The sequence below is a fragment of the Enterococcus sp. ZJ1622 genome (assembly GCF_011038845.1).
Taxonomy (GTDB): Bacteria; Bacillota; Bacilli; order Lactobacillales; family Enterococcaceae; genus Enterococcus_B.
Map to the genome: position 1 here is coordinate 1 of NZ_JAAKDW010000011.1, position 22,642 is coordinate 22,642.

Below are 22,642 nucleotides of genomic sequence, written 5' to 3' on the forward strand. Positions count from 1 at the left end.
TGGTGACAACTCCTTGATCAATGCCATTGCAGAATCAAACTCAATTTCTAACATTAACCTGATCTACTCAGGACAACAATTAACGATCCCTACTGGAGACAGCTCTGCTCAAGCAGCTTACACAGCTCCTCAAGAAACAGCTGCTCCTGTGCAAGAAGCACAACCAGTCGCTGAACCTGTTCAAGCACAACCTGCTCAAGTACAAGAAACAGTCCAAGCGCAACCTGCGGCTCCTGCTGCTACTGAAACAGCAAGCACTGGGACGAATTCAGCGAAAGAATGGATCGCTCAAAAAGAATCAAGCGGTTCTTACACAGCAACAAACGGTCGTTACATCGGACGTTACCAATTGGATTCTTCTTACTTGAATGGTGACTATTCTGCTGCGAACCAAGAACGTGTCGCAGAACAATATGTCACATCTCGTTACGGTTCATGGGAAGCTGCTAAATCTTTCTGGGAAGCAAACGGTTGGTACTAAGAGAGAGAAACATAGCCTCAGCAGCATGCTGAAGGGTATAGGAACGATAGGACCTTTCTATCGTTCCTATTTTTTTGTCAAAAAAACTTACCTCCACGGTGTTTGCTGGAAGCAAGTCTGCTGTCTTTGCTAAAAATGGGCTTCGCATACTCAATCATGAATGACTATCTTACAGTGATGGCTGGATTTCTTTGCCCTTCTAGTCATTTAACCTATGTTCATCGATGATCTCTTTGATCTGCTCAAAATTCTCGCTTAAAAAAAGGTTAGCCGAGATAGTTATAACTGTTTTTTCATCTGGGATTTTTACGAAGGGTCTGATGATCTCAGGCAAAATGACAAAATCTGCTGAAGCGAGTTTCTCTGGTTTTGTCGAAATCATATAATAGGCAGAAAAATAAGTTTCGATTTCCCTTTTTAAATCTGAAAGCTCAAAATAGGCAGAAGCATACCATGCTATTTCTTCTGTCGTATCTAATAAAAATAAAACATTTGGCATCATACAACTCCTCTTTTTCTTTCAATATGTTCAAGAGCAAGTAATCATGTATTCTCTGCTTGCTGATTCTCCTCAAGTTTAGTCTCATTAGACGAAAAATAAACAGCATAACTGTAAAAAATTTTCTTAAATTTTCGCATTTATCAAAAACGAAAAAAAATTCTTTTGCATCTATTTTTGCTTTATTTTATGATTCATCCGTCAAAATAAGTTGAGAACTCTGCCTGGACATATCGAACGTCCTGATCGATCAAATGCAGATGTTTTGAAACTAGTTGTTCCACTTGTTCTTTTTTCTTCATTTGGACCAGTTGCAGTAATTCCTCATGATCTTCTGTGATACTATGCCGGGGAAGTGCTGGCACTTTCAACCGCAAATAACGGTATCGGCTCAATTGTGTATTCAAAAGCTGCATCCATTTCCAAACAAAGTTTTTACCTGCTATGGAATAAAAGGCGGAATGGAACTCTTCATCCATCTGGAAATATATTTCTGGCTCTTCCAGATCCTCATAGATTTTTTGGATCTGTATTTTTTTCTCCAAGCTTATGATTTCTTCTGGAGTTATTTTGTCACAGGCTTCTGAGAATACGAGTTTTTCAATCGTTTCACGAACGAATAATGCCTCATATACTTCCTGCATCTTGATTTTTGAGACATACGTCCCACTTTGAGGCAAGATATAAAGCAGCCCCTCTTTTTCAAGGCTGAGTATCGCTTCACGCGCCGGTGTTTCCCCTATTCCAAGTCGCTTGACCAAATCTCTTTTAGAAATCTTCGTTCCAGGCGGAAGTTCAGCCGTCATAATCAATCGTTTGATTTTATCATAAGCAGTGCTTTGGTTATTGTTTCTTGTGTCCACTCGATTATTCCTTTCTATCGAAACCTGTTATTGATCTGTTTACCTGATTATAGCATAACCTAATGTGCGAGATTTATTCGTATACCTTACGATCAATAAATAAAGAAGGCCGAGCATTCCTTCTACGCCAGCCTTCAAAAATAGTTATTTGTTCAACTTTTGCGCCATGTCCCAACTTCCAAGCAAATAGCAGGCTCCCATTGCACGATCATACAAACCATATCCTGGGCGAACATTTGAGAAATTCTCTCCGAAAACATGGCGTCCATGATCAGGACGAATATAACCGGAAAACCCAGATTTCTGAAGAGCAGCCATCACTCCAGTAATATCTACTGTACCATCCGCTGTTCGATGTGATACTTCACTGAAGTCACCGTTTGGATCTACACGTACATTGCGCACATGCATAAAATGGATGCGTTCTTTGAATTCATTGATCATTTCGATCACGTGGTTATCCGGATTTGAGCCTAATGAACCCGTACAAAACGTCAAACCATTATAGATAGAAGAATTGCAGGCTAACAGCTTTCGGATATTTTCCGAATGATTGACGAGACGCGGTAGACCGAATATTGAAAACGGCGGATCATCAGGATGGATAGCCATTTTGATATCATACTTTTCACATGTAGGAATGATTGCATCAATGAAATAGTTGAAGTTTTCTCGTAACCGGTCATCATCGTACCCTTCATAAGCTTTGAACAATTCTTTGATTTTCGCCATGCGTTCTGGTTCCCAGCCAGGCAATGTCAAACCGTGGCTTTCTTTTTCTACCATCTCTACCATTTCTTGCGGAGTAGTATAGATGATTTTTTCTTTTTCAAAGAAGAGTGCTGTCGAGCCGTCAGGTAAAGGGTGGAACATATCTGTACGCGTCCAGTCGAAAACCGGCATAAAATTATAACAGACGACCTTCACGCCATTTTTTCCCAGATTTTCTAGACATTGCTTATAGATCTCGATGTAGTGATCCCTAGTTGGCAGTCCCAGTTTGATATCGTCATGCACATTCACGCTTTCGACGATCGTTGCTTTCAATCCATTGCTTTGGATATAATCGATTTCTTCTTTGATCTCTTCTTCTGTCCATAATTCTCCAGGCTGTTTTTCATGTAACGCCCAGACGATTTCTTCCATTGCAGGGATCTGACGGATATATTCTAGAGGAATCGGATCATTTCCTCGTCCATACCAGCGAAATGACATTTTCATTTTTTTATCTCCTTTTCTATTCTATGATTGTCTGACGAATCGTTTGGCGGATAGCTCCTTTTCCTTCATTCATCTGATCAAATAATTCCAGCACTTTTTCGGCAAGTCCAGCTTGATATAGATCCACGCCGAAAATAGATGTGTCTTTTAATAATTCTTTTATCGACTCGTTCAAAAATGGCTTGCCTAATACAAATCCTTTAAAAAACGGCTGTAAATCTTTTAACAGCGGATCTGGACTCACAGCAAAATTCTCATTGCTGTCATCGATCCCTGTCAAATAACGCAGCCAGCCTGCATATACGAGAGGGATGGCTTTGAGTTCTTTTACATCTAGATCTGGTGCATGTAAATACGCTTTGACGGTTTCGCCAAATCGGATCGCTAATTTTTGTGAGGTGTCTGTGGCGATGCGTTGTGGTGTGTCCGGAATGAAAGGATTTGGCAGTCTCACTTCGATCACTTCGTCAATAAATTTTCTTGGAGAAATAATCTTCGGGTCCTTTACCACTGGGAGCCCTTCTTTATAACCGAGTCGTCTGATCAATCGAACCAAATCCACTTCTTTCATTTCCTGATGGATCGAATCAAAACCAAGCAAGCAGCCAAAAATCGCCAAAGCTGTATGCAATGGATTTAGACAAGTCGTGACTTTCATCGTTTCTACCGCATTGACCATTGCACGATCTGCAAAAATGATTCCTGTTTTTTCCAATTCGGGGCGTCCATTCGGAAACGTGTCTTCCATAACTAGATATTGGGTCTCTTCCCCATTCACATAGGGAGCAACGAAACTGTGCTTAGCTGTCTCTACGGGATGGATATGTTCGAAACCGTCTTCTTCTAGCATTTCTTGAACTGATTGATCCGGTCTTGGTGTGATTTTATCGATCATCGACCAAGGAAAGGCCACTTGGTCACTATCTTGCATGTAATCGACAAAGCCTGTTTCGACGAATCCTCTTTGATGCCATTCTTCTACATAACGAGAAACAGACTTCTGCAGTTTCTCTCCATTATGAGACATGTTGTCCAGACTAACTAAAGCGAGCGGCCACTTACCTGCTAGATACCTTTCGTGCAGCAAAGCAGTCAATTTCCCCAAATAACTGTTAGGTTCTTTCGGCCCATTTTCAAAATCATGTTTTACTGTTTCGGTGATTTCTCCAGTCTTGTCGACGATAGAATAGCCTTTTTCAGTAATCGTCATGCTGATTAGTTGAAGAGATGGTGCAGTAACGACTTCTTTCAAACGCACATAATCTTCAGACTCTGGTAACATTTTCAAGTATTCTGTCGTGCTGGCGATGACTTCTTTTTCGACTTCCCCATTTTCTTTCAGTGTCACGTTGATAGATAATCCATCATGCGCTTTCAATACATCGATAAGTTCAAAATCATAACCTTCCGCAACGATGATCCCCTTTTTTTCGATTCCTTGATTCAAAAGATGCTGTTGCTCCGCAGCTAAAAAAGCCCGAAAAATGTTGCCGGCACCTAAATGCAGCCAAATCGGATTTTCTTTGGTGGCTTTTTGGACGTGATAAAAATGGAAAGCAGGCAAATGATAACTCCTGTTCTTCGATGGTTCTTTATCCTTCAAAAGATTCAGATCTAATTCCATTTTCTTTCCTCCCTTTCAGAAACTGGTATATTAGTATTCTACTATACAATGTATGCCCTTTCAACGAAGTTCTGAAAAATAAAAAAAGAATGGATTTCTCCACTCCTCAAAACTTCTTTTTCGAGATTACCTTCGAACCATTGAAAAGATCGAAATTTTTGATTAACGAATCGTTTAGACAGCGAATATTGGATCCATCATCCTCGAAGCACCTTTTTCAAATTCAATTTACTTAATCCTAAGACCGCTATCACTATCGCCAATTGTGTGATCGGCACGCCGGCTCCCGTATAAACACTTAAAAAATATGCCTTTTGGTTCGGTGCGAATGAACAAAACCAAGAAACACCAAAAAGAAAAATAAATTGAGTTAGTAATAATCCTCCTAGAATAACTAAAGAAGACCAATAATACTCACGATTTTCTTTGGCAAAAAACATCCCCATGAATAAGAAGAATCCTCCTAAAAACGCCACTATGATCAACGGAATAGAGAGTATCTGATACATTCTTATAATCAAATTCGCGAAATTCTCTTTCTTTGAAAATTTGACATTCGGCGTGTGCGGATCTGTGCTATCTATCCATACGTTTAAAGGTGTGTTTAACAGTTTTTCTGCTTGTACTATTTCTTTATGCGTACCCAAACTGGATTTCCTGCCTTGGTGAAAATCTTTATACTGCAAAACATAGGTATATCCAATTTTTAAAAATTCTGAAACTATTGGGATATCTTTCTTTGTCTTCCCGTCACCTGTAGCCATCAGATACAATTCTTTTTTCTTTTCAATCGTCCCCTTTTGATAGGCGTCCTCTAATTCTTGATTCACTTTTTTCCAAAAATCATTCGTTTCTTTTGCATTATCCCTATAATAACCGGACTCGCTAACTACATCACGTATCGCCCAAAAAATAATATCTCCTGGTAATTCCTTTACTTTTCCGCCTTTTGTCCAAGCGTGGGTGGTGTATAATTCGTCGATCCGAGAAGAAACTGTCGAGAATGTTTTAGAAACACTTAACGCTTTATTTAAAGCAGCATGGGATACCCAGATACGACTGTCTTGATTATTCGTTCCATCATCAAGACGGATCAAATTTTTCATCAGTCGCCCAAATTCGCCACTCGTTCGATCATTGACCACATCAACGCCGTAGACTACTTCATTTTTATGTTCAATCCCCTTGATAGACCAGAGTAAAACTGAGAAGAGGCAGCAAAAATAGCGAGATTTTTGAGAGTTGTGCTTTTTTCATCTGAATGTTTTTGTAGTTGAAATCTGCTTTTTTCTTGAAAGAAAAATCTGGTCCTAAAATCATTTGGATCAAACTAATGGCAAGTGCCGCCACGGTAAATGGTAACAGCCAAATCGAATCTTCACGAATAAACCAATAAAAAGGAAAAAATATGGCCAATCCTGCAAACCACGGAAAAAGAACTTTAAAAGAACTATATTTTCGATAATAGATCGCTAATAGACATGCTACTACGATTTCTACAGCTGGTATCACAAGTGCATTACGATAAATACGTGTAGAATATTCGTGCGTAAATCCTATTGGAGAAAACAAAAAATAAAGATAGATCCCCCACAAGTAATAGTTGTTTTTGACTATCGGTCTGAATGCTAACGAGACTACACTGCTTGCAAAAATATTGAGACAGCCAAACAACAAACCGTAAGAAACATTCAATTTGTTGGCTAATGCCATAAATAGACTATAGGTGACGCCTTTAGAAAGGGTAGTCGGAGTATATTCTCCTAACCAGTTCCCCTGTAATATGTTTTGAGCATAGTGAACAAGCAGACGATCATCATAAGTAGCAGTCATATCTACGATGTATGTAGCCTTCCAATACAAATAAAGTCTGAGAATCGTTAGACAGACAACTATTCCAGCTAATAAATCTAATCGTTTCAGTTTATGTTTTAAAAAAACAAAGCAGTGCTATTTTTCATAAGGCATACCCTTTCCACTTATTGTCATTCACTTTTGTCTCATCATCACTAAACAAGCTCTGACTAGTTCTATTTATGTACAGTCATCCCTAATATCAGGAGCACGATTGCTATTCATCGGTGTATATTTCGTATTCTCTTTTTCGAGAAAGTCTCTAAAGTGATAAAAAATAAATTATCTCTTTGATCGAAAAAAAATATCAATAGAGATTCCTCTATTGATACTGTCAGGCTATACCTTATGTTATTTGAAATGAATCATTATGCGGCTAAGAAGACTCGAACTTCCACGAGGTCGCCCTCACTAGCGCCTGAAGCTAGCGCGTCTGCCAATTCCGCCATAGCCGCATCACATATTCTAGTTTAGGATGATACTCGCCGTTTGTCAAGGATGTATTTTATTTTTTTGAAAATTCCGGTCTCTTTTTCTCTTTTAATTTTCAGACCAATAGATATAATTCAAACGAGCTACCCCATCACTTTTGGCAGGATGATGAAAAAAATGAGTCTTTCTTACTAATTCTTCGTCGTTCTTGATAAAATCCGTTACAGCGTGCGGTACACTATCTATGCACACAAAAAGATAATCCGATGCACGAATCGTTCCAAATAAAGCTTTTTCTCCACGTTCATAGGCATCGATCAGATCGATTTTACGTACATATCGTTTCAGCTCATCAGAAAAGTCTTTCACCTGCCTGTTTCCAATCACAGTGACTTTGAGTCTTTCTGCCCATTGTTTTGCTTTCTCATTCGTGAGCTTGTCTGTTCTTGGTTCTTTGTCTGCTGCTGTTTTTTTCCTGCTTCTTTTATGATGCGAATGATCGAGACGTTCCACGATTGGATAACAATAGTTTAAATAGGCCGGATCATTTGCTGATTTTCGATAGACCTGTACTGCCATGCCTTCTTCTAACAGGTCTTTTCTTTTGAATCCGTCTCCTACGATCAGTGGACATCGCTTCCCTGTATTAATGTCATGGAAATAACGATTGCTTTCTTCGTCCAGGCTTAGATATCCATAAAAAATAGTTGCTTCTTGCTCTTTCAAGACATTCGCATGACACTCAAATATCCATTGGTATCGGTTGAACAGCTTATTGAGCTGGTTGAACGCAGAAAAATGTTTCTTATCCAACTGTTGGATCAAGGCACTGATCAATTCATGCGGTTCAGCTAATCCGAAATCTTGTCTTCTTTTCGATAATAGTTCCCGCTGTTTTTGATTGATTCGTAGTAGCTTCTCATACTCATGTTCCTTTTTCACCAATCGTTTTCGATAATTGATATTTTTTGCTGCTAGATGATCCGCTTCTTGTGTTAATTGGTTTGTTCTATTAGTCAGTTGACTGATTTCACGATGCTGCTGATCCAAATAATATTTTGTTTGGATCCTTTTTTGCAGCAAGAAGTAGATGAGCTGATTTCTGATTTTGAGCTCGTTCAGCGCATGGTTCTTCTTGTCCCAGCCTGCCTTTTCCAGAGCATCGAGGAGTGCTTTCGTGTGATTTAGCTGTTTTTCAGTAGCTTGTATCACTCGTTGTTTTTCTTTTTTTGCTGTCTGTTGCTGCTGGTGCAATTCTTGCGCTAAATGGCTTGCCTGCTTTTTATAGTCGCGTTTTTTCTTTCTTTCGGCAGCCAGCAGTTTTTTCGCTTGTCTCAGTTCGCGCTTCAGCTGATCAATTTCGTTATGCAACCGGACAGTCCTTTGTGAAGTATCCGCTTTCTTTTCAGGGTTCGTTTTTTTCTTCTTTTCCCTTGTATGCTGTTTCTGCCGCATTTTTTCAATGAGTTGCTTCTTTTTTTCCTCTTGGTAAAGTTCATTTTTCTCTTCAGATCTTTTCATGCCTTCTGGAATTTTCAAATGATTACTGAAATGATGCATATGCGCGCCTCCTTTCACTGATGCATAGATGGACTAAAAAGTATAGAACACCGACCTTTAAATAACGTATATCAAAACTATCTAGTTTGCAGATAACCACAAAACACCCTAAAAAACCTTTCTTCCAAAAAGAATAATGGGACATCCAGTTATAAAAACAATACATTAAATAACTAACTCGTGCAATAAGTTATTTATTAAATTATTCTTAATGCGGCCTTGGATGAATAATTAAAAATAGAGGGGATTTTTCATCCTAACATGCTATACTTGAAATCAATAAAACATGCGTATATACGTAAAAAGGAGGAGAAAGGATGGAGTTGATCAAACTATGGGAGGCAGATTTGAACAAAGCATATGAACTGCAAAATACTTTTCGCTCAAATGAGAATGGGTTCGTCAATAGTGCCTATGGCTATACATTCACTGAATTTCTAAAGTATGCGAAAGAATGTGAAAGATACGCTTTTGGTGTGGATCTTCCGGAAGGTTTTGTCCCCGCCACTATCTTTATTTTAGAAAATGAGAAAAATGAATATGTCGGTATTTTCAATTTACGACATTCCTTGACAGAATCGCTCAAGGAAGGGGCTGGGCACATCGGCTACGGAATCTCACCCAACTATCGAAAGCGTGGTTATGCAGCGAAAGGACTTGCTTTAGTGCTGCAAGAAGCAAAACGAATCGGTATCAATGAAGCCCTCTTGTCCGTCGACAAAACGAATGTAGCCAGTATCAAAACACAAGAAGCAAACGGTGCAGAGATCTATCGTGAAGATGATCGGAAATATTATTCAAAGATAAGCTTGTTCTAGCTCTCTCCTGTTTCTCTATTCGATTGGTTTTGACTTATACGTTCTTTATTTTCCAAAGACGTATTTTCGTACTTATAGACTCACTTCTTTTATTCATGAGTCTTTCTACTAAGCTTCTTCTCTGCGGTACAAAAGACATTCTCATTAAAATAGTCAAAACAAAAAAACTTTCTATCAGTTTCTATAACGACTGATAAAAAGTTTTTTATTTGATATCTATACTCATTGATCAATGCAGTTTTCTAGCGAATCCCCAAAGCAATCCGTGCATAACGACTCATCTTATCAGTCGTCCACGCTGGATACCATACAAGTTTGACTTCGACTTTGCTGACTTCGGGCACTTCTTTCAACGCATCATGGATCGAATCAGTTAAGATATCCGCTAACGGACAGCCCATAGTTGTCAAGGTCATTTTGATCACTGTCTCTCCATTTTCAGGATTGAATTCTATATCATAGATCAAGCCCAGATTGACGATATCGATGCCCAGTTCAGGGTCGATGACCATCTCTAAGGCAGCAAGAATACGTTCTTTAATCAATTCTGTTTCTTGTGCAGACGGTTCTTGGTTTGCTTCACTCATCGTACGACACTCCTTAACACGATTTTTGTTCATCATACCTTTTTTTCAGTAGTTTGTAAATGAGAATCCAAAAGAATCATTCTCGTTTATCATATAGAAGGCCGATTCTCTCACTATTCATTTTAGAATAATTATCAATAATTTTGCTACTAGCATTACTTGCGGCGATTGTTTTTGATGTCAGGCAGTACACCTGTTGAACGGTACATATTCTGCTCGTTTTCGTTTGCAAATCGACCAAAAACCGAATGTGTAGGTAAGATATTGATAAACGCATCTTCATCTACTTCATGGACGATCTGATCAAGATCATACATTTCATACCGAGTGATCACCATCATGATCATTTTTCCTTCTTTTTTCGAATAGCCGCCCACGGAAGGAAGCAATGTCATCCCTCGAACCATTTGTTTGGATATTTCTTCGATCACTTGATCTGGTTTGACTGTCACGATCATCGCTGTTACCTTTTGATGGCTAGTATGGATGGCATCAATCACTTGCGTCATGGCATAGATCGAGATGATGGTATAAAGTGCGCTTTCCCAATTGAAAAAGAAGCCTGCGATAACCACGATAATGCCATTTAGAATGAGCATATAATTCCCGACCGTTTTTCCTGTTGTCTGTGAAAGGACCAAAGAAATGATATCCATCCCGCCAGTCGTGAACCCCATTTTAAGTGAAAGTCCAACGCCCAAGCCCAACAAGACACCACCGACCAAAGCATTCATCAGTATATTATCTGTGATCTGGCCTACAGGAAGCAGCATCGTCATGACAGAGACACAAACAACGTTGACGAAACTGAGGATAGTTGACCGTTTTCCTACTTTTAAAAAACCTAAAACGAAAACTGGTATATTCAAAAGGAAAATAAAGGTACCTGTATCTATTTTTATACCAAACCACTCAAATAAAAGCGACGCGATGATCTGGGCAATTCCGTTCATCCCTGCCGAAAACACGTTTGCAGGAATCAAAAAATAATTTAAAGCAACAGCCGCCGTCAATCCAGTCAACAAGATGACCGCTACTTTTTTTAATTTTTCATTTTTTTGATAGACCGTCATGATCCTACTCACAAGCACCTCTCCTCTACTTTATTATTCCAAATGTAAGAATAACAGTTTCTTTCGCAAAATAAAATACTTCCGGTTCAAATGAGAATAATTTTAACAAAGAGACAAAAAGCAAACGGGTCTATGCTACAATAAAAGAAAGAAATGATTCCTATCAGGAGGTAACTTATGGCAAAAGATGCAAGTTTCGATATCATATCAGAAGTAAATCTCGAGGAAGTGAAAAATGCGATCCAGCAGACAACGAAGGAACTGTCGAATCGCTTCGATTTCAAAGACTCGATCGTTGACATCAAATTAGAAAACAATCGGTTAGTAGTAATCAGCAATGATGATTTCAAAATCGAACAAATTAAAGATGTTTTATTCGGGAAACTGAATAAACGGAATGTCCCGATCAAAAATATCCATTTTTCTGAATCTGAACATGCTTTAGGAGGAAAAGCAAGACAAAATGCTGACCTAATAAGCGGGATCGATCGTGAAAATGCAAAAAAAATCACAACAGCAATTAAAAATGAAAAGCTGAAAGTGAAAGCGCAAATCCAAGAAGATCAGATCCGAGTAACTGGTAAAAACAGAGATGATCTGCAAGCAGTCATCGCTTTATTGAGAAAGCTGGATTTGCCAATCGAGCTGCAATTTACTAATTATCGATGAGGTTGTGGAAGCATCGCTTTGATCTGAGTATTAGAGAAGAAAAATAAAAAAATAGCTCCTCATGTTTTGTGTTTTTCTGAGCTAATACCGAAGATCAGCTGCTTGAACACCGTTTAGCGAGAGGTCATGAAAACAGCTCTCTATTCTAATCGTGAGCGTTTTCTCGACCAAATAGGTTCAACACCAAAAACCAGCAAAACAAGAAAACAGTTTTGCTGGTTTTTGTTTTTTATTTTATTCTGACTTTTCCTCCCCTTTTTCCTTCCAAAAATCTCGTATTTCTCGTTCTAATGCCGGCAATGTCCGCACTTCTTTTGCAGCATGCCAATGGCTAGGGAACAATTGCCGGTATGCAGGCGAAGCAAACCGCCGATCCGCTAACAAGACGACCCCTTGATCTCCAGTATCTCTGATCACGCGTCCTGCAGCCTGCAGCACTTTGTTCATCCCTGGGAGCTGATAGGCATAAGCAAAACCAAGGTGCGATTTTTCATCATAATATTCTTTGATCAGTTCCTGCTCGTGGTTCACCTGAGGAAGCCCCACGCCGACGATCATACTTCCGATCAATCGTGTACCTCTCAAATCGATCCCTTCAGAAAAAATCCCGCCTAAAACACAAAATCCGACCAGCGTTTCTTGAGGATCTGCTGTGAATGCTGCCAAGAAACTTTCCCGTTCCTTCTCATCCATCACTGTTTCTTGTATCTGTACACGGACATCCGGATACTGCTGCTTGAACACTTCGGCTGCGCGGTCCAGATAGCTGTAAGAAGGAAAGAAAACAAAATAATTTCCGGTTTTCCCTCGGACAAAACGATGGATCGTTTCAATCAACTGTGGCAAACTGCTTTCTCTTTTCCGATAAGTTGTTTCTAAATAATTGGCAATCAAGACCCGCTGATTCTCTTCTGGAAAAGGACTAGGAAGCCGATAAGCCAAACTTTCTTTCCCACCTAAAGTTTCTTGATAATAAGATAACGGAGAAAAACTAGCAGAGAACAAGACACTGCTTCTTCCTTTGTCCAATGATTGTTCCAAAAACAGACTTGGATCGATACAAAATTCTTTGATAATCAGATCATGATATTTTTTCTCCACAGTGGTTTCATAATGTTCATCATAAAATTCACTGGTTCGCAAAAAGCGAAGCAGCTCGAAATAATAAGGCAGTATCTGCTCCTGAGAAGGATGCTCCGGATATTCCGCCAACCATTCTTGGATCAATTCACTTAACTTGTATCCTGCATTCGTCAGTGTTTCAGCAGGTGCTTTTTGATGATGGTAGATCCATTCCTCTTCTTCAGCTATTTCTTGGATCTTTTCAAATTCTTTTAGCAGTTTTTTAAAGCGCCGATGGAGTTTTTTAAATTCCTTTGGCAAAGCTCCCGCTGCTTTTTTTGTCTTTGCATACGACAGTTCTGCCGAATACATCTCTCGGGAACGATTCACCAGATTGTGCGCTTCATCGATCAGAAATAGATTTTCTTCATTTTTTTCTCCCTCGAAGAACCGGCGCAAATATACTGTAGGATCGAACAGATAATTATAATCCCCGATGATCACGTCACACCATAAACTGACATCCAACGACAACTCAAAAGGACACAAGGTGTGTTTTCGTGCATACGTTTCGATGACTTCTCTCGTTATTCGATTTTCATGGTTCAATAGATCCCATAATCCTTCATTGATCCGGTTATAATACCCATTTGCATATGGACACTGATCAGGATTGCAAGTCGTTTCATCCAGAAAACATATTTTGTCTTTCGCTGTCAATGTCACACTTTTTGTCTCAGCTCCGACATCTTCAAGAGCAGCCAGTGCGTCTTCTGCGACCTGTCTAGTGATGGTTTTTGCTGTGAGATAAAAAATACGCTCCCCTTCTTCTTCACCTACAGCTTTAAGCGCTGGAAACAGAGTCGAGATGGTTTTTCCTGTCCCTGTGGGCGCTTCTGCGAATAGCTTTTGCTTCGTCCGGATTGTTTTGTAAGCAGCTACTGCCAGTTCTCGCTGACCCTTTCGGTATTGCTCATGAGGAAATTTCAATGCCATTAAAGAAGCATTGCGCACGGTGCGCCAGTTTTCTTGAAAAACCAGCCATTCTTTATAGTCTTCTGTCAGTTTTTTAAAAAACTCATCTAACTGTTCGATCGTCTGATGCTGGACTTTGCGTGTGATGATCTCTTCCGTTGTTTGAAAGTAAGTAAGCTGAAGATTGATTTCTTGCAGGTCATGCTCATGGCTGTAAATATAAGCATAAACACTAGCCTGATGGAAAAAAAGTTCAACTTGTTCCGGTTCTAGATCTTCGAAACGCGGTTCGGATGTTTTGATCTCATCTATATAATATTGATTTTCTTTTTGAAAGACACCGTCTGCGCGTCCCTCAACGATCAACTGATATTCATCTAATTGGACAGTCGTCTTTAAAAAGACTTCTTTTTCATAGTGCTCGCCTGCTTCTTTTTGAAGCTTACGGTGGATCTTGGCACCTTCCAATGCGGTATGGCTGCTTTTTTTACGGTTATCTATACTACCGCGCCTTAAAATGAATTCTACTAAGTGACGTACAGAAATTTTTGATTGCTTCACCATTCCCGCCTCCTTCTTCTATAGATTACCTGAAAAAAATCCATTTCGCAAAATGCACAAAAAAACGCCCTGCTGGATAGGCAGGGATATAGGATATAGAATTTGGATTTTTGGATGAGATCACTGTAACAACTCCCTATTAAAAAGTGATGAAAGCTTTCTTTCCTTCTGTTTAAAATACAAAAATACTTTTCATATAGTCTGACATGAAAAAATACTGTACAACAAAAAGTAGGGTCTTTTGTTTCAATGAAGTGAATGCGGTATACTAGATGGTGAAGATAAACTTGCTTGATGTCAAGGAGGAAATCATATGCATATTGAACAATTGAAAACCGGAAGAATCGAAGAAAACTGTTACTTAGTCTACAATGAAGAAGCTCTACTGATCATCGATCCTGGCGAGGATGCTGAGATGATCCAGCAGCAGATCGAAAAAACGGAACAACAGCCTGTAGCGATCCTTCTTACCCATACCCATTATGATCATATCGGCGCTGTCGAAGCTTTAAGAAACCATTACCACGTCCCTGTCTATGTGAGTCCACTGGAACAAGAATGGCTAGGAGATCCGATCTTGAATCTTTCTGGGCTAGGTCGTCATGATGATATTGCAGATATCATCGTTTCTCCTGCTGAGTATGAATTCGAGATGAAAAGTTACCATCTTGGCGGGATGGATTTTCGAGTAGTCCCTACACCAGGACATTCGATCGGCAGTGTCAGCTTTATTTTTGATGACTTTGTCGTTTCGGGAGATGCGCTTTTTCAAGGCAGTATCGGACGGACAGATCTTTATACAGGGAATTTAGAACAGCTACTTGACAGCATCCAGACACAGTTATTCACGTTGCCAGATGAATTTGCCGTTTACCCAGGGCACGGAGAAGCTACAACGATTGGGCACGAGAAACACACCAACCCTTTCTTTAACAGATAAACTTAACTTCAGGAGGAGAATAATATGACTGAGACAACGCTTTATATTGTACGACACGGCAAAACGATGTTCAATACGATCGAACGTGTACAAGGCTGGTGCGATACGCCCTTGACAAAACAAGGGCAAGAAGGTATCCACTATACAGGACGCGGATTAAAAGATGTCGACTTTTCATTTGCTTATTCTAGCGACAGCGGCAGAGCAATTGAAACCGCACGGATCATCTTGGGCGAACATTCAAAAGGCAAAGAAATCCCTTATTTTATTGACCATCGCATTCGCGAATGGTGTTTCGGTTCTCTAGAAGGAGGTTATGATACAGAAATGTGGGGTGTCATCCCTCGTGTATTGAATTTTAAAACCTATGATGAGATGTTTACGACAGAAATCACCTTTGAACAAATCGCTAATGCTATTTATAATCTGGACACTGCGGGCTGGGCAGAAACGTATGAAACGTTGAAAAACCGTGTATGGTCTGGTTTCGAAGATATTGCACATCATTGCGAAAAAAACGGTGGCGGCAATGTTCTCGTCGTTTCCCACGGGTTGACTATCGCCTTCTTACTGAATCTGATCGATCAGCATCAGCCAGTTCGTGCAGGACTTTTGAATGGTAGTGTCACGAAAGTACGCTATCAAGATGGGAAATTTTCCATTCTTGGTATCAATGATACAAGTTACATCGATCAAGGAAAACATCATACTCGCGATTCTTTTCTATAAACACAGCGATCAAAGGAACAAATAAAAAAAATCGTGGATCATCAGAGAATAAGAAAGTTTTTACTCTAGGCTGGCGTAGTGCCAAAAAAGTTAGATTTTTATAGAGCGGGTCTTCCGCTCTATTTCTATGTATTTTTTTATCTTAAACTTGAATAGAAGTCATTCCACTACCAGTTTTTTTATTCACACGGAAAACTGAATAGCCTGCCATTTTTTGTGGTTCATGTCTATTTTTGTTATTTTACACCTGCAATTCTCAAGTTTTTCTTAACATTAAAAAACAGATTGGTTTTAGAAAAAAAGAACGGTATACTAGAGAATGTATTTTACTTGGGAAGGAAGGAAATTATGTTTTTTGCAAATATTATTAAAGCAGTTATTCTGGGAATTATCGAAGGGATCACGGAATGGCTGCCAATCAGTAGTACAGGACATCTGATTCTAGCAGATGAATTCATTAAACTTGATGCTAGTACTCAGTTCATGTCGATGTTCAATGTGGTCATCCAGTTAGGTGCGATTCTAGCTGTCGTTGTCCTCTATTTCCATAAATTAAATCCCTTTTCACCAAGCAAATCAACGGTAGAAAAAAAAGACACTTGGACACTTTGGTTCAAGGTACTTGTTGCTTGTGTCCCAGCGATCATCATCGGGTTGCCTTTAGATGACTGGCTGGAAGCTAATTTCCACAAATTTTTACCGGTTGCTATCGTATTGATTGTTTATGGTATTGCATTTATTATCGTTGAAAAACGCAATAAAGATAAAAAGCCGCGCTGGACTACATTGAATGACTTCACTTATCAGGCAGCTCTGATTGTTGGGTTGTTCCAAGTATTGGCATTAGTTCCCGGGACATCAAGGTCCGGTGCCACGATTCTAGGTGCGATCTTGATTGGTGCCTCTCGCTTTGTTGCCACTGAATTCTCCTTTTTCTTAGGCATACCAGTTATGTTTGGTGCAAGTGGCTTGAAAATTGTGAAGTACCTTGCTGAAGGAAACTCGTTCAAAATGGAAGAAACGGTCGTCTTGCTTGTAGGTACACTCGTGTCCTTTATCGTCTCTATCTTAGCCATCAAGTTCTTGCTGAGCTATTTGAAAAAGAACGACTTTACTGCATTTGGCTGGTACCGAATCATTCTTGGGATCATTTTGATCGGCTATTGGTTCATCGGTATGTAAAGATAAGTCCAAGTATTGATCTACGTGATCGATACTTGGGCTTTTTTATTTCCCCCTCTTTCATTATTTATAAATATTATAAATAATAAACTTATTTTATACATATTTTTCCATTGATAATCATTATCGTTCTCATTTAGCTATTTTTATTATCAATTACAAAAACCGTATGCTATAGTGGATTCAAAAGGAGGACTATTATGGAAAAGCCAACAAAAAAAGCATTCATTGCAACGATCGGCTGTTTGGTACTTATCGTTCTCGGTTTATTTGTCCAACAACTCAATGTTGCTTTCACCCCGCTCTTTTATATCGGTGCAATCATTATCGGCGGTTATAAACAAACAAGTGAAGGTCTATCAGAACTATGGAATCATCGGACGTTGAATGTCGATCTTCTCATGGCACTCGCTGCAATCGGCGCTTGTCTGATCGGTAATTATTTCGAAGGTGCGATGCTGACATTCATTTTCTGTCTTAGTGGTGCTTTGGAAGAATACACGACGAGCAAAAGTCAAAAAGAAATCACCGCTCTGATGAACCTCCAGCCCCAAACAGCACAGCGTTTTTTATCAGATGGTGAATTGGAGGAAATCGACGTATCAAAATTGAACATCAACGATCGTGTCTTCGTCGCAAAAGGTGCGGCGATCCCTATTGACGGCGTGCTGGAAAGTGACCAGGCAGCGATCGATGAAGCAGCAATCAGTGGTGAATCGATCCCTATTGAAAAAAGACTTGGCGATGAAGTCTATGCTGGCACGTTAAATCAAGGGAATCCATTGACGCTCCGAGTGACGAAGACAAGTTCTGAGACAGTCTTTGCAAAAATCATTCAGTTAGTAGAAGAAGCGCAAAATACACCGACACAAACAGCTTCATTTATCGAACGTATCGAGAACACATATGTCAAACTGATCCTGATCTCGGTTCCGCTGATGATTTTGCTCCCTCATTACTTTCTTGGATGGTCTTGGGAAGAAAGCTTTTATCGCGGGATGGTCTTATTAGTCGTCGCTTCCCCTTGTGCGCTCGTTGCCTCTGCTACACCGGCATCCTTAGCTGCTCTCTCCAATTCTGCCAAGAATGGGATACTGATCAAGGGAGGCATTTATTTAGAACAGTTATCTGAATTAAAAGCCATTGCCTTTGATAAAACAGGAACATTAACTAGAGGAAAGCCAGTCGTCACTGATACCTTTTTCTTCAAGGATCAAGAACTTGCACAACAAATCCTTGTCGCCATGGAAAAAAAGACGACACATCCGCTTGCTAGCGCGATCTTGAATCATTTTGACTTGCAGCTGCCAAAAGAGATCCAACAATTACCAATCGAAGAAGTCACTGGTTTCGGACTGAAAACCCGCTATCAAGAAGCAGAATGGAAAGTCGGTAAACATGCCTATGATCCTAAAAAAATGAACGTCACACCAGCAACAAAAGAAAAAATCAAACAGTTAGAAGAGCAAGGAAAAACTGTTATCTTTCTATCAAGAGATGACGAATTGATCGCTGTTTTAGGTCTATTGGACATCCCTAAACCTAATACCAAAAATGTCATTTCTTATTTTCGAGCACAAAATATCCATACAAGTATGATTACAGGCGATAATGTTGGAACGGCAAAGGCGATCGCAGAACAAGTAGGCATCAATCATTGCTATGCAGGTTGTACGCCTTCCGAAAAAACAGCGCAAATCCAAAAAGAAAAAGAGCAATACAAAGTCAATGCAATGGTTGGCGATGGCGTCAATGATGCGCCTGCCCTTGCGGCTGCCAGTATCGGTGTGGCCATGGGACAAGGAACAGATGCCGCAATGGATATTGCTGATATCGTTCTCATCAAGAATGATTTAAGCAAATTAGCCTACAGTCATCGGTTATCTTTGAAAATGCGGCGGATCATCAAACAAAACATCGTCTTCTCTGTTTCTGTGATTGTTTTATTGATCTTGTCGAATTTTCTCCAGTTTTTGAATTTGCCATTGGGAGTGGTCGGCCATGAAGGAAGTACGATTTTAGTCATTTTGAACGGTCTTCGTCTACTAAGACCTTTACCTATGCAAAACAAAAAAGAAAAAAGATGTGCTTCCTGTCCGTTATATAAGGCAAATTTTCTCCGTTAATGTGCCATTTGTGTCAATTTTCTATGAATCCATCCTCCTGATTGATTTTCATTCATCGTTTTTTGAAACTTTTATAAAACGTGTTATGATTATTTGAAAGAAAGTGAGGGTTATGATTCATGGAAAGTTGGCTTTTTTTAGGATTGATTTTACTAGTCGCATTTCTGGCAAAAAACCAGAGCCTGCTGATAGCAACAGCTTTTGTTTTATTCGTTAAACTGATTCCTGCATCCAAAACATTTTTCCCCTGGCTTCAAGGCAAAGGAATCAAGATCACTGCAGCGATCTTGATTCCTATCGCAACAGGAGAAATCGGCCTGAAAGATCTAATGGATGCTTTCAAATCTCCGATGGGTTGGATAGCTATCTTTTGTGGTGGTTTAGTCGCAGTGTTATCATCTAAAGGTGTAGGGTTAATTGCGACCGACCCGCAAATTACCGTAGCTCTTGTGTTTGGAACAATTCTAGGTGTCGTTTTCTTGAAAGGGATCGCTGCAGGGCCTGTGATTGCTTCTGGGATTGCTTATTGTATCATGCAATTATTTTCTTTTGGTAAGTAAAGTTCTTCTTGTATGAACTTCTCATCCCATGATTTTCAGGAATGTTTTTGGAAATTCTTAACATACGGTTGTACCGATTCCGTGCTATACTGACAGCGAGGTGATAGAATGTTAGAAAAATTGAAGTATTTCTTAGGAACGATCGGTTGGTTTCTTTTAGCTGTATTGTTGATTCTAGGGCTAGCCTACCTTCTTTTCCCAGACTTGATCCAAAATGTTTTTGATGCCAAATTTTAAATCTGTAAAAAAGTCTGGGCAAAAGAGCCCGGCCTTGCGAAATAAGCCAAGATCCCTGAAAATCGCCTTTTGAATTTTTGCGGATCTTGGCTTATTTATGAAGCTGTTTTCTCTTCTTTCACCGTTTATTCAGCTGTAAGACGCATGGCAAAATTTGGTTTTACTTTTTGGCTACGATACTTTTTCTTTTTGGCTCACGCCCTCTTTTTTGTTATACTAGATGATAGTGGGAAGGAAATCTCCCTCTTTAAACAAACACACTAAACGTTGTCACGAGAGTGTAATATTTAGTCAAAACAATATATCTCAGGGAAATGGGAGCTCGAGTGATTGATTTTTTTCTAATAAAGCTTTCGTTTCAACATCCATATGTTTCACTTATAGAAAGGAAGACGCTCATGGAAACCTTTGAAGGTCTTTTAATTGATACTTATGTTTTACAGGAACAGCCGATGATGTTGACTGGTTTGAACTTGCAGCTGGAAGACCGAGTGATCAACGGACTTCTTAAAGATCGCTATTTAGCAAAATACATTTTACGCTTGCCCTTAAATAAATATGTTTTGGAAGTCAGCGGCAAATGGAACCGACGCAATCAGCTAGTCATCAAAAAGATGATCATCAAAAACATCGATGAATACATCAAAATCATCGGCACGCCAGAGTAACGCGAACATTCCAAGCAATTCTGGTTATAAAATAACTTATGTTTTAAATAGTTTGAACGGTTGATTTCAGGGATCCGTATCCCTTTTCAAAAAAAACTTTGCAAACGGTTCTCTTTGTTATATAATGTTTTAGTACCAAACAATCCCATTCAAATTTTGTTTAAATAGATAAATAATACTCGTTTGGTTAAACGCTATTGCCTCCCACAATAGCGTTTTCTTATTTTTCCATCGCTTGATGATGAAAAAAATCCTCGCGATGTCCTGTTAAGGAAAAAAACTTGTCATGTTCATATTGCAATACAAGCCGGCTTTAGGTATAATAATGAATGTTGAATTATGCGGTAACTCGCGTAAGAACTTAAATTATCGGAGGTGAAACAAATGCCAAACATTGAATCTGCAATCAAACGTGTTCGCACAAGCGAAAACGCGAATGTAAAAAATTCATCTCAAACAAGCGCTATGCGTACTGCAATCAAAAAATTTGAAGATGCTGTAGCTTCAGGTGCTGACAACGTAGATGCGTTATATAAAGAAGCTGTTAAAGCTGTTGATATGGCTGAATCAAAAGGTCTGATCCACAAAAACAAAGCTAACCGCGACAAATCTCGTTTAAGCAAAAAAATCGCTAAATAAAGAAATCGGCCTCGGCCGGTTTTTTTATTTAGCTGATTTCTTGATTATGTACAGCAAATACCATTCCCATCACACCAAAAAGAATGCGCCCAACGCTTCTTGCTGTGATGAGAACCACCATCTGCTGATCAAATTAAGAACCGAACTTTCCTACTAGCTTTTCCTGTATCCCCTCTTGTCTATTTCTCCAAATGAACACACTCCGTTTTACGGCTACTGTTGCAATAGTTCCCCTGTACGCAACACGAACAGCTGGAAGCTCAATTCTTTTTCGATTTGCCCGCTTTTTATTTGATAATCCATTTCCACCAACTGATCAAATAGCTGTACGAGCAATGCCTCATCGAATTTCCGTACTTCCTGCATGGCCAGTTTCACACGATAAGGATGGATTTTCAGTGTTTCTGCAATATTGGCTTGCTGATAACCGATCTTCACTAAAAACTTAGTTTGGAGAAACAGTCGCAACTGCGAAAGCAAGATCGCATTGATCTTGATCGTTTCCTCTCCTTGTGTGACTAAATCTCCGTATAACCGAAGTGCCAGTTCTGTCTGACCGCTTAAGATATACTGCGTCATATCAAAAATATTATGCTCTAATGTTTTTGGTACTAACTGCTCTACTTCACGAACGGTGACCGTTTGTTGGTCTTGTCCATAAAGGATCAGTTTCTGCAGTTCCCTCATCATCTTGGACAGATCCAGATCTGTCAACCGCAGCAGTAAATCGATTGCTTTTCGGTCCATTTTCAATGAAGTATTTTCTAGCGTATGGATCAAATACTGACGAACTTCTTTTTCGCTCAAGCGCTGGACGTCGATCACTACAGCTGCTTTTTTTAGCTGTTTCGTGACTTTTTTTCGTTCGTCTAATTTCTCATAAGGGGCAAAAAACACCAGAACAGTCGATTCTAGCGGCTGCTTCAAATAATCGACAAGTAAATCCGTATTCTGTTCAATACCGTTATTTACTTTCTCACTTGTCAAAAAGTAAGGATTCTCCACAAAAACAAGACGCTGATCCCCAAAGAAAGGCAAGGTCTCTGCTTCTGCCACGACTTCGTCCAAACTCGAATTTTCCATATCAAAACTCAAAAAATTCAAATCATCTTCACTGTCTACTTTGATTTTCTTCAATATCTCTTCTCGTACCTGATCTTGTAAAAATTTTTCTGTTCCCAGCACAAGATAGCAGGGAGAAAGTTTTTCATTACGGATTTTTTGCAGATCTGCTTGTACACTCACGTTACTCACCACTTTCAGATTTATCCTACCATGAGAA

20 protein-coding genes, 1 tRNA gene and 1 pseudogene are annotated in these 22,642 nt (G+C 39.4%); 11 read left to right on the top strand and 11 right to left on the bottom strand.

The window, feature by feature from the left end:
* Nucleotides 1–481 (top strand): peptidase M23 (locus tag G7Y42_RS11010; protein ID WP_165006146.1); only part of this gene is annotated, 481 nt, incomplete at its 5' end.
* 199 nt (nt 482–680) lie between these two features.
* Here G7Y42_RS11010 and G7Y42_RS11015 read toward each other — a convergent pair.
* The 7 genes and pseudogenes from G7Y42_RS11015 to G7Y42_RS11045 form a co-directional block, all read right to left on the bottom strand.
* Nucleotides 681–980, bottom strand: a complete 300-nt coding sequence (locus tag G7Y42_RS11015; protein ID WP_165006145.1) for a hypothetical protein — start codon at nt 978–980, stop codon at nt 681–683.
* A gap of 194 nt (nt 981–1,174) precedes the next feature.
* Nucleotides 1,175–1,843 (bottom strand): GntR family transcriptional regulator, encoded by a 669-nt coding sequence (locus tag G7Y42_RS11020; protein ID WP_165006144.1) that lies wholly within the window; start codon nt 1,841–1,843, stop codon nt 1,175–1,177.
* 144 nt (nt 1,844–1,987) lie between these two features.
* Entirely contained in the window at nt 1,988–3,064 is a 1,077-nt protein-coding gene (gene uxuA / locus G7Y42_RS11025; protein WP_165006143.1) for a mannonate dehydratase, read from the bottom strand.
* Nucleotides 3,065–3,080: 16 nt separating this feature from the next.
* Entirely contained in the window at nt 3,081–4,688 is a 1,608-nt protein-coding gene (locus G7Y42_RS11030; RefSeq protein ID WP_165006142.1) for a mannitol dehydrogenase family protein, read from the bottom strand.
* 197 nt (nt 4,689–4,885) lie between these two features.
* A pseudogene (locus G7Y42_RS15205) lies at nt 4,886–6,521 on the bottom strand (glucosyltransferase).
* Between the two features lie 392 nt (nt 6,522–6,913).
* Nucleotides 6,914–6,997, bottom strand: a tRNA-Leu gene (locus tag G7Y42_RS11040).
* 85 nt (nt 6,998–7,082) lie between these two features.
* Nucleotides 7,083–8,534, bottom strand: coding sequence for a hypothetical protein (locus G7Y42_RS11045; protein ID WP_165006141.1), 1,452 nt, complete (start codon nt 8,532–8,534; stop codon nt 7,083–7,085).
* 317 nt (nt 8,535–8,851) lie between these two features.
* On the opposite strand from G7Y42_RS11045, the gene G7Y42_RS11050 reads away from it, so the two are divergent.
* Nucleotides 8,852–9,352, top strand: a complete 501-nt coding sequence (locus G7Y42_RS11050) for a GNAT family N-acetyltransferase (protein ID WP_165006140.1) — start codon at nt 8,852–8,854, stop codon at nt 9,350–9,352.
* A gap of 242 nt (nt 9,353–9,594) precedes the next feature.
* Here the strand turns inward: G7Y42_RS11050 and G7Y42_RS11055 are convergent, their stop codons facing one another.
* The gene (locus tag G7Y42_RS11055; protein ID WP_165006139.1) at nt 9,595–9,939 is read right to left on the bottom strand and encodes a metal-sulfur cluster assembly factor; all 345 of its coding nucleotides are present in this window, start codon (nt 9,937–9,939) and stop codon (nt 9,595–9,597) included.
* A gap of 155 nt (nt 9,940–10,094) precedes the next feature.
* Complete coding sequence (locus G7Y42_RS11060; protein ID WP_165006148.1) at nt 10,095–11,012, bottom strand: YitT family protein; 918 nt, start codon at nt 11,010–11,012, stop codon at nt 10,095–10,097.
* 177 nt (nt 11,013–11,189) lie between these two features.
* Between G7Y42_RS11060 and G7Y42_RS11065 the strand changes: the two genes are divergently transcribed.
* The gene (locus G7Y42_RS11065; protein WP_165006138.1) at nt 11,190–11,681 is read left to right on the top strand and encodes a YajQ family cyclic di-GMP-binding protein; all 492 of its coding nucleotides are present in this window, start codon (nt 11,190–11,192) and stop codon (nt 11,679–11,681) included.
* A gap of 234 nt (nt 11,682–11,915) precedes the next feature.
* Here the strand turns inward: G7Y42_RS11065 and G7Y42_RS11070 are convergent, their stop codons facing one another.
* Nucleotides 11,916–14,282 (bottom strand): ATP-dependent DNA helicase, encoded by a 2,367-nt coding sequence (locus G7Y42_RS11070; RefSeq protein WP_165006137.1) that lies wholly within the window; start codon nt 14,280–14,282, stop codon nt 11,916–11,918.
* Between the two features lie 310 nt (nt 14,283–14,592).
* Here G7Y42_RS11070 and G7Y42_RS11075 point away from each other — a divergent pair, with 310 nt between their 5' ends.
* The 8 genes from G7Y42_RS11075 (at nt 14,593) to rpsT (ending at nt 21,360) form a co-directional block, all read left to right on the top strand.
* A complete protein-coding gene (locus G7Y42_RS11075; RefSeq protein ID WP_165006136.1) occupies nt 14,593–15,219 on the top strand; it encodes an MBL fold metallo-hydrolase in 627 nt (208 codons plus the stop codon).
* 24 nt (nt 15,220–15,243) lie between these two features.
* Nucleotides 15,244–15,948, top strand: coding sequence for a histidine phosphatase family protein (locus tag G7Y42_RS11080; protein ID WP_165006135.1), 705 nt, complete (start codon nt 15,244–15,246; stop codon nt 15,946–15,948).
* A 348-nt stretch (nt 15,949–16,296) separates the two neighbouring features.
* Nucleotides 16,297–17,130 (top strand): undecaprenyl-diphosphate phosphatase, encoded by an 834-nt coding sequence (locus G7Y42_RS11085; RefSeq protein ID WP_165006134.1) that lies wholly within the window; start codon nt 16,297–16,299, stop codon nt 17,128–17,130.
* Between the two features lie 200 nt (nt 17,131–17,330).
* Nucleotides 17,331–19,256 (top strand): heavy metal translocating P-type ATPase, encoded by a 1,926-nt coding sequence (locus G7Y42_RS11090; RefSeq protein WP_165006133.1) that lies wholly within the window; start codon nt 17,331–17,333, stop codon nt 19,254–19,256.
* A gap of 119 nt (nt 19,257–19,375) precedes the next feature.
* Nucleotides 19,376–19,816 (top strand): DUF441 domain-containing protein, encoded by a 441-nt coding sequence (locus G7Y42_RS11095; protein ID WP_165006132.1) that lies wholly within the window; start codon nt 19,376–19,378, stop codon nt 19,814–19,816.
* Between the two features lie 108 nt (nt 19,817–19,924).
* On the top strand, nt 19,925–20,053 hold the full coding sequence (locus tag G7Y42_RS15155) for a hypothetical protein (RefSeq protein ID WP_277424430.1): 129 nt from the start codon (nt 19,925–19,927) through the stop codon (nt 20,051–20,053).
* A gap of 398 nt (nt 20,054–20,451) precedes the next feature.
* Nucleotides 20,452–20,721 carry a hypothetical protein gene (locus tag G7Y42_RS11100; RefSeq protein WP_123874829.1) on the top strand — a complete coding sequence of 90 codons (270 nt, stop codon included), beginning with the start codon at nt 20,452–20,454 and terminating at the stop codon, nt 20,719–20,721.
* A 384-nt stretch (nt 20,722–21,105) separates the two neighbouring features.
* Entirely contained in the window at nt 21,106–21,360 is a 255-nt protein-coding gene (gene rpsT / locus G7Y42_RS11105) for a 30S ribosomal protein S20 (protein WP_005878687.1), read from the top strand.
* A gap of 213 nt (nt 21,361–21,573) precedes the next feature.
* Here rpsT and holA read toward each other — a convergent pair whose 3' ends face one another.
* On the bottom strand, nt 21,574–22,617 hold the full coding sequence (holA, locus tag G7Y42_RS11110) for a DNA polymerase III subunit delta (RefSeq protein ID WP_165006131.1): 1,044 nt from the start codon (nt 22,615–22,617) through the stop codon (nt 21,574–21,576).
* Nucleotides 22,618–22,642: the final 25 nt, after the last annotated feature.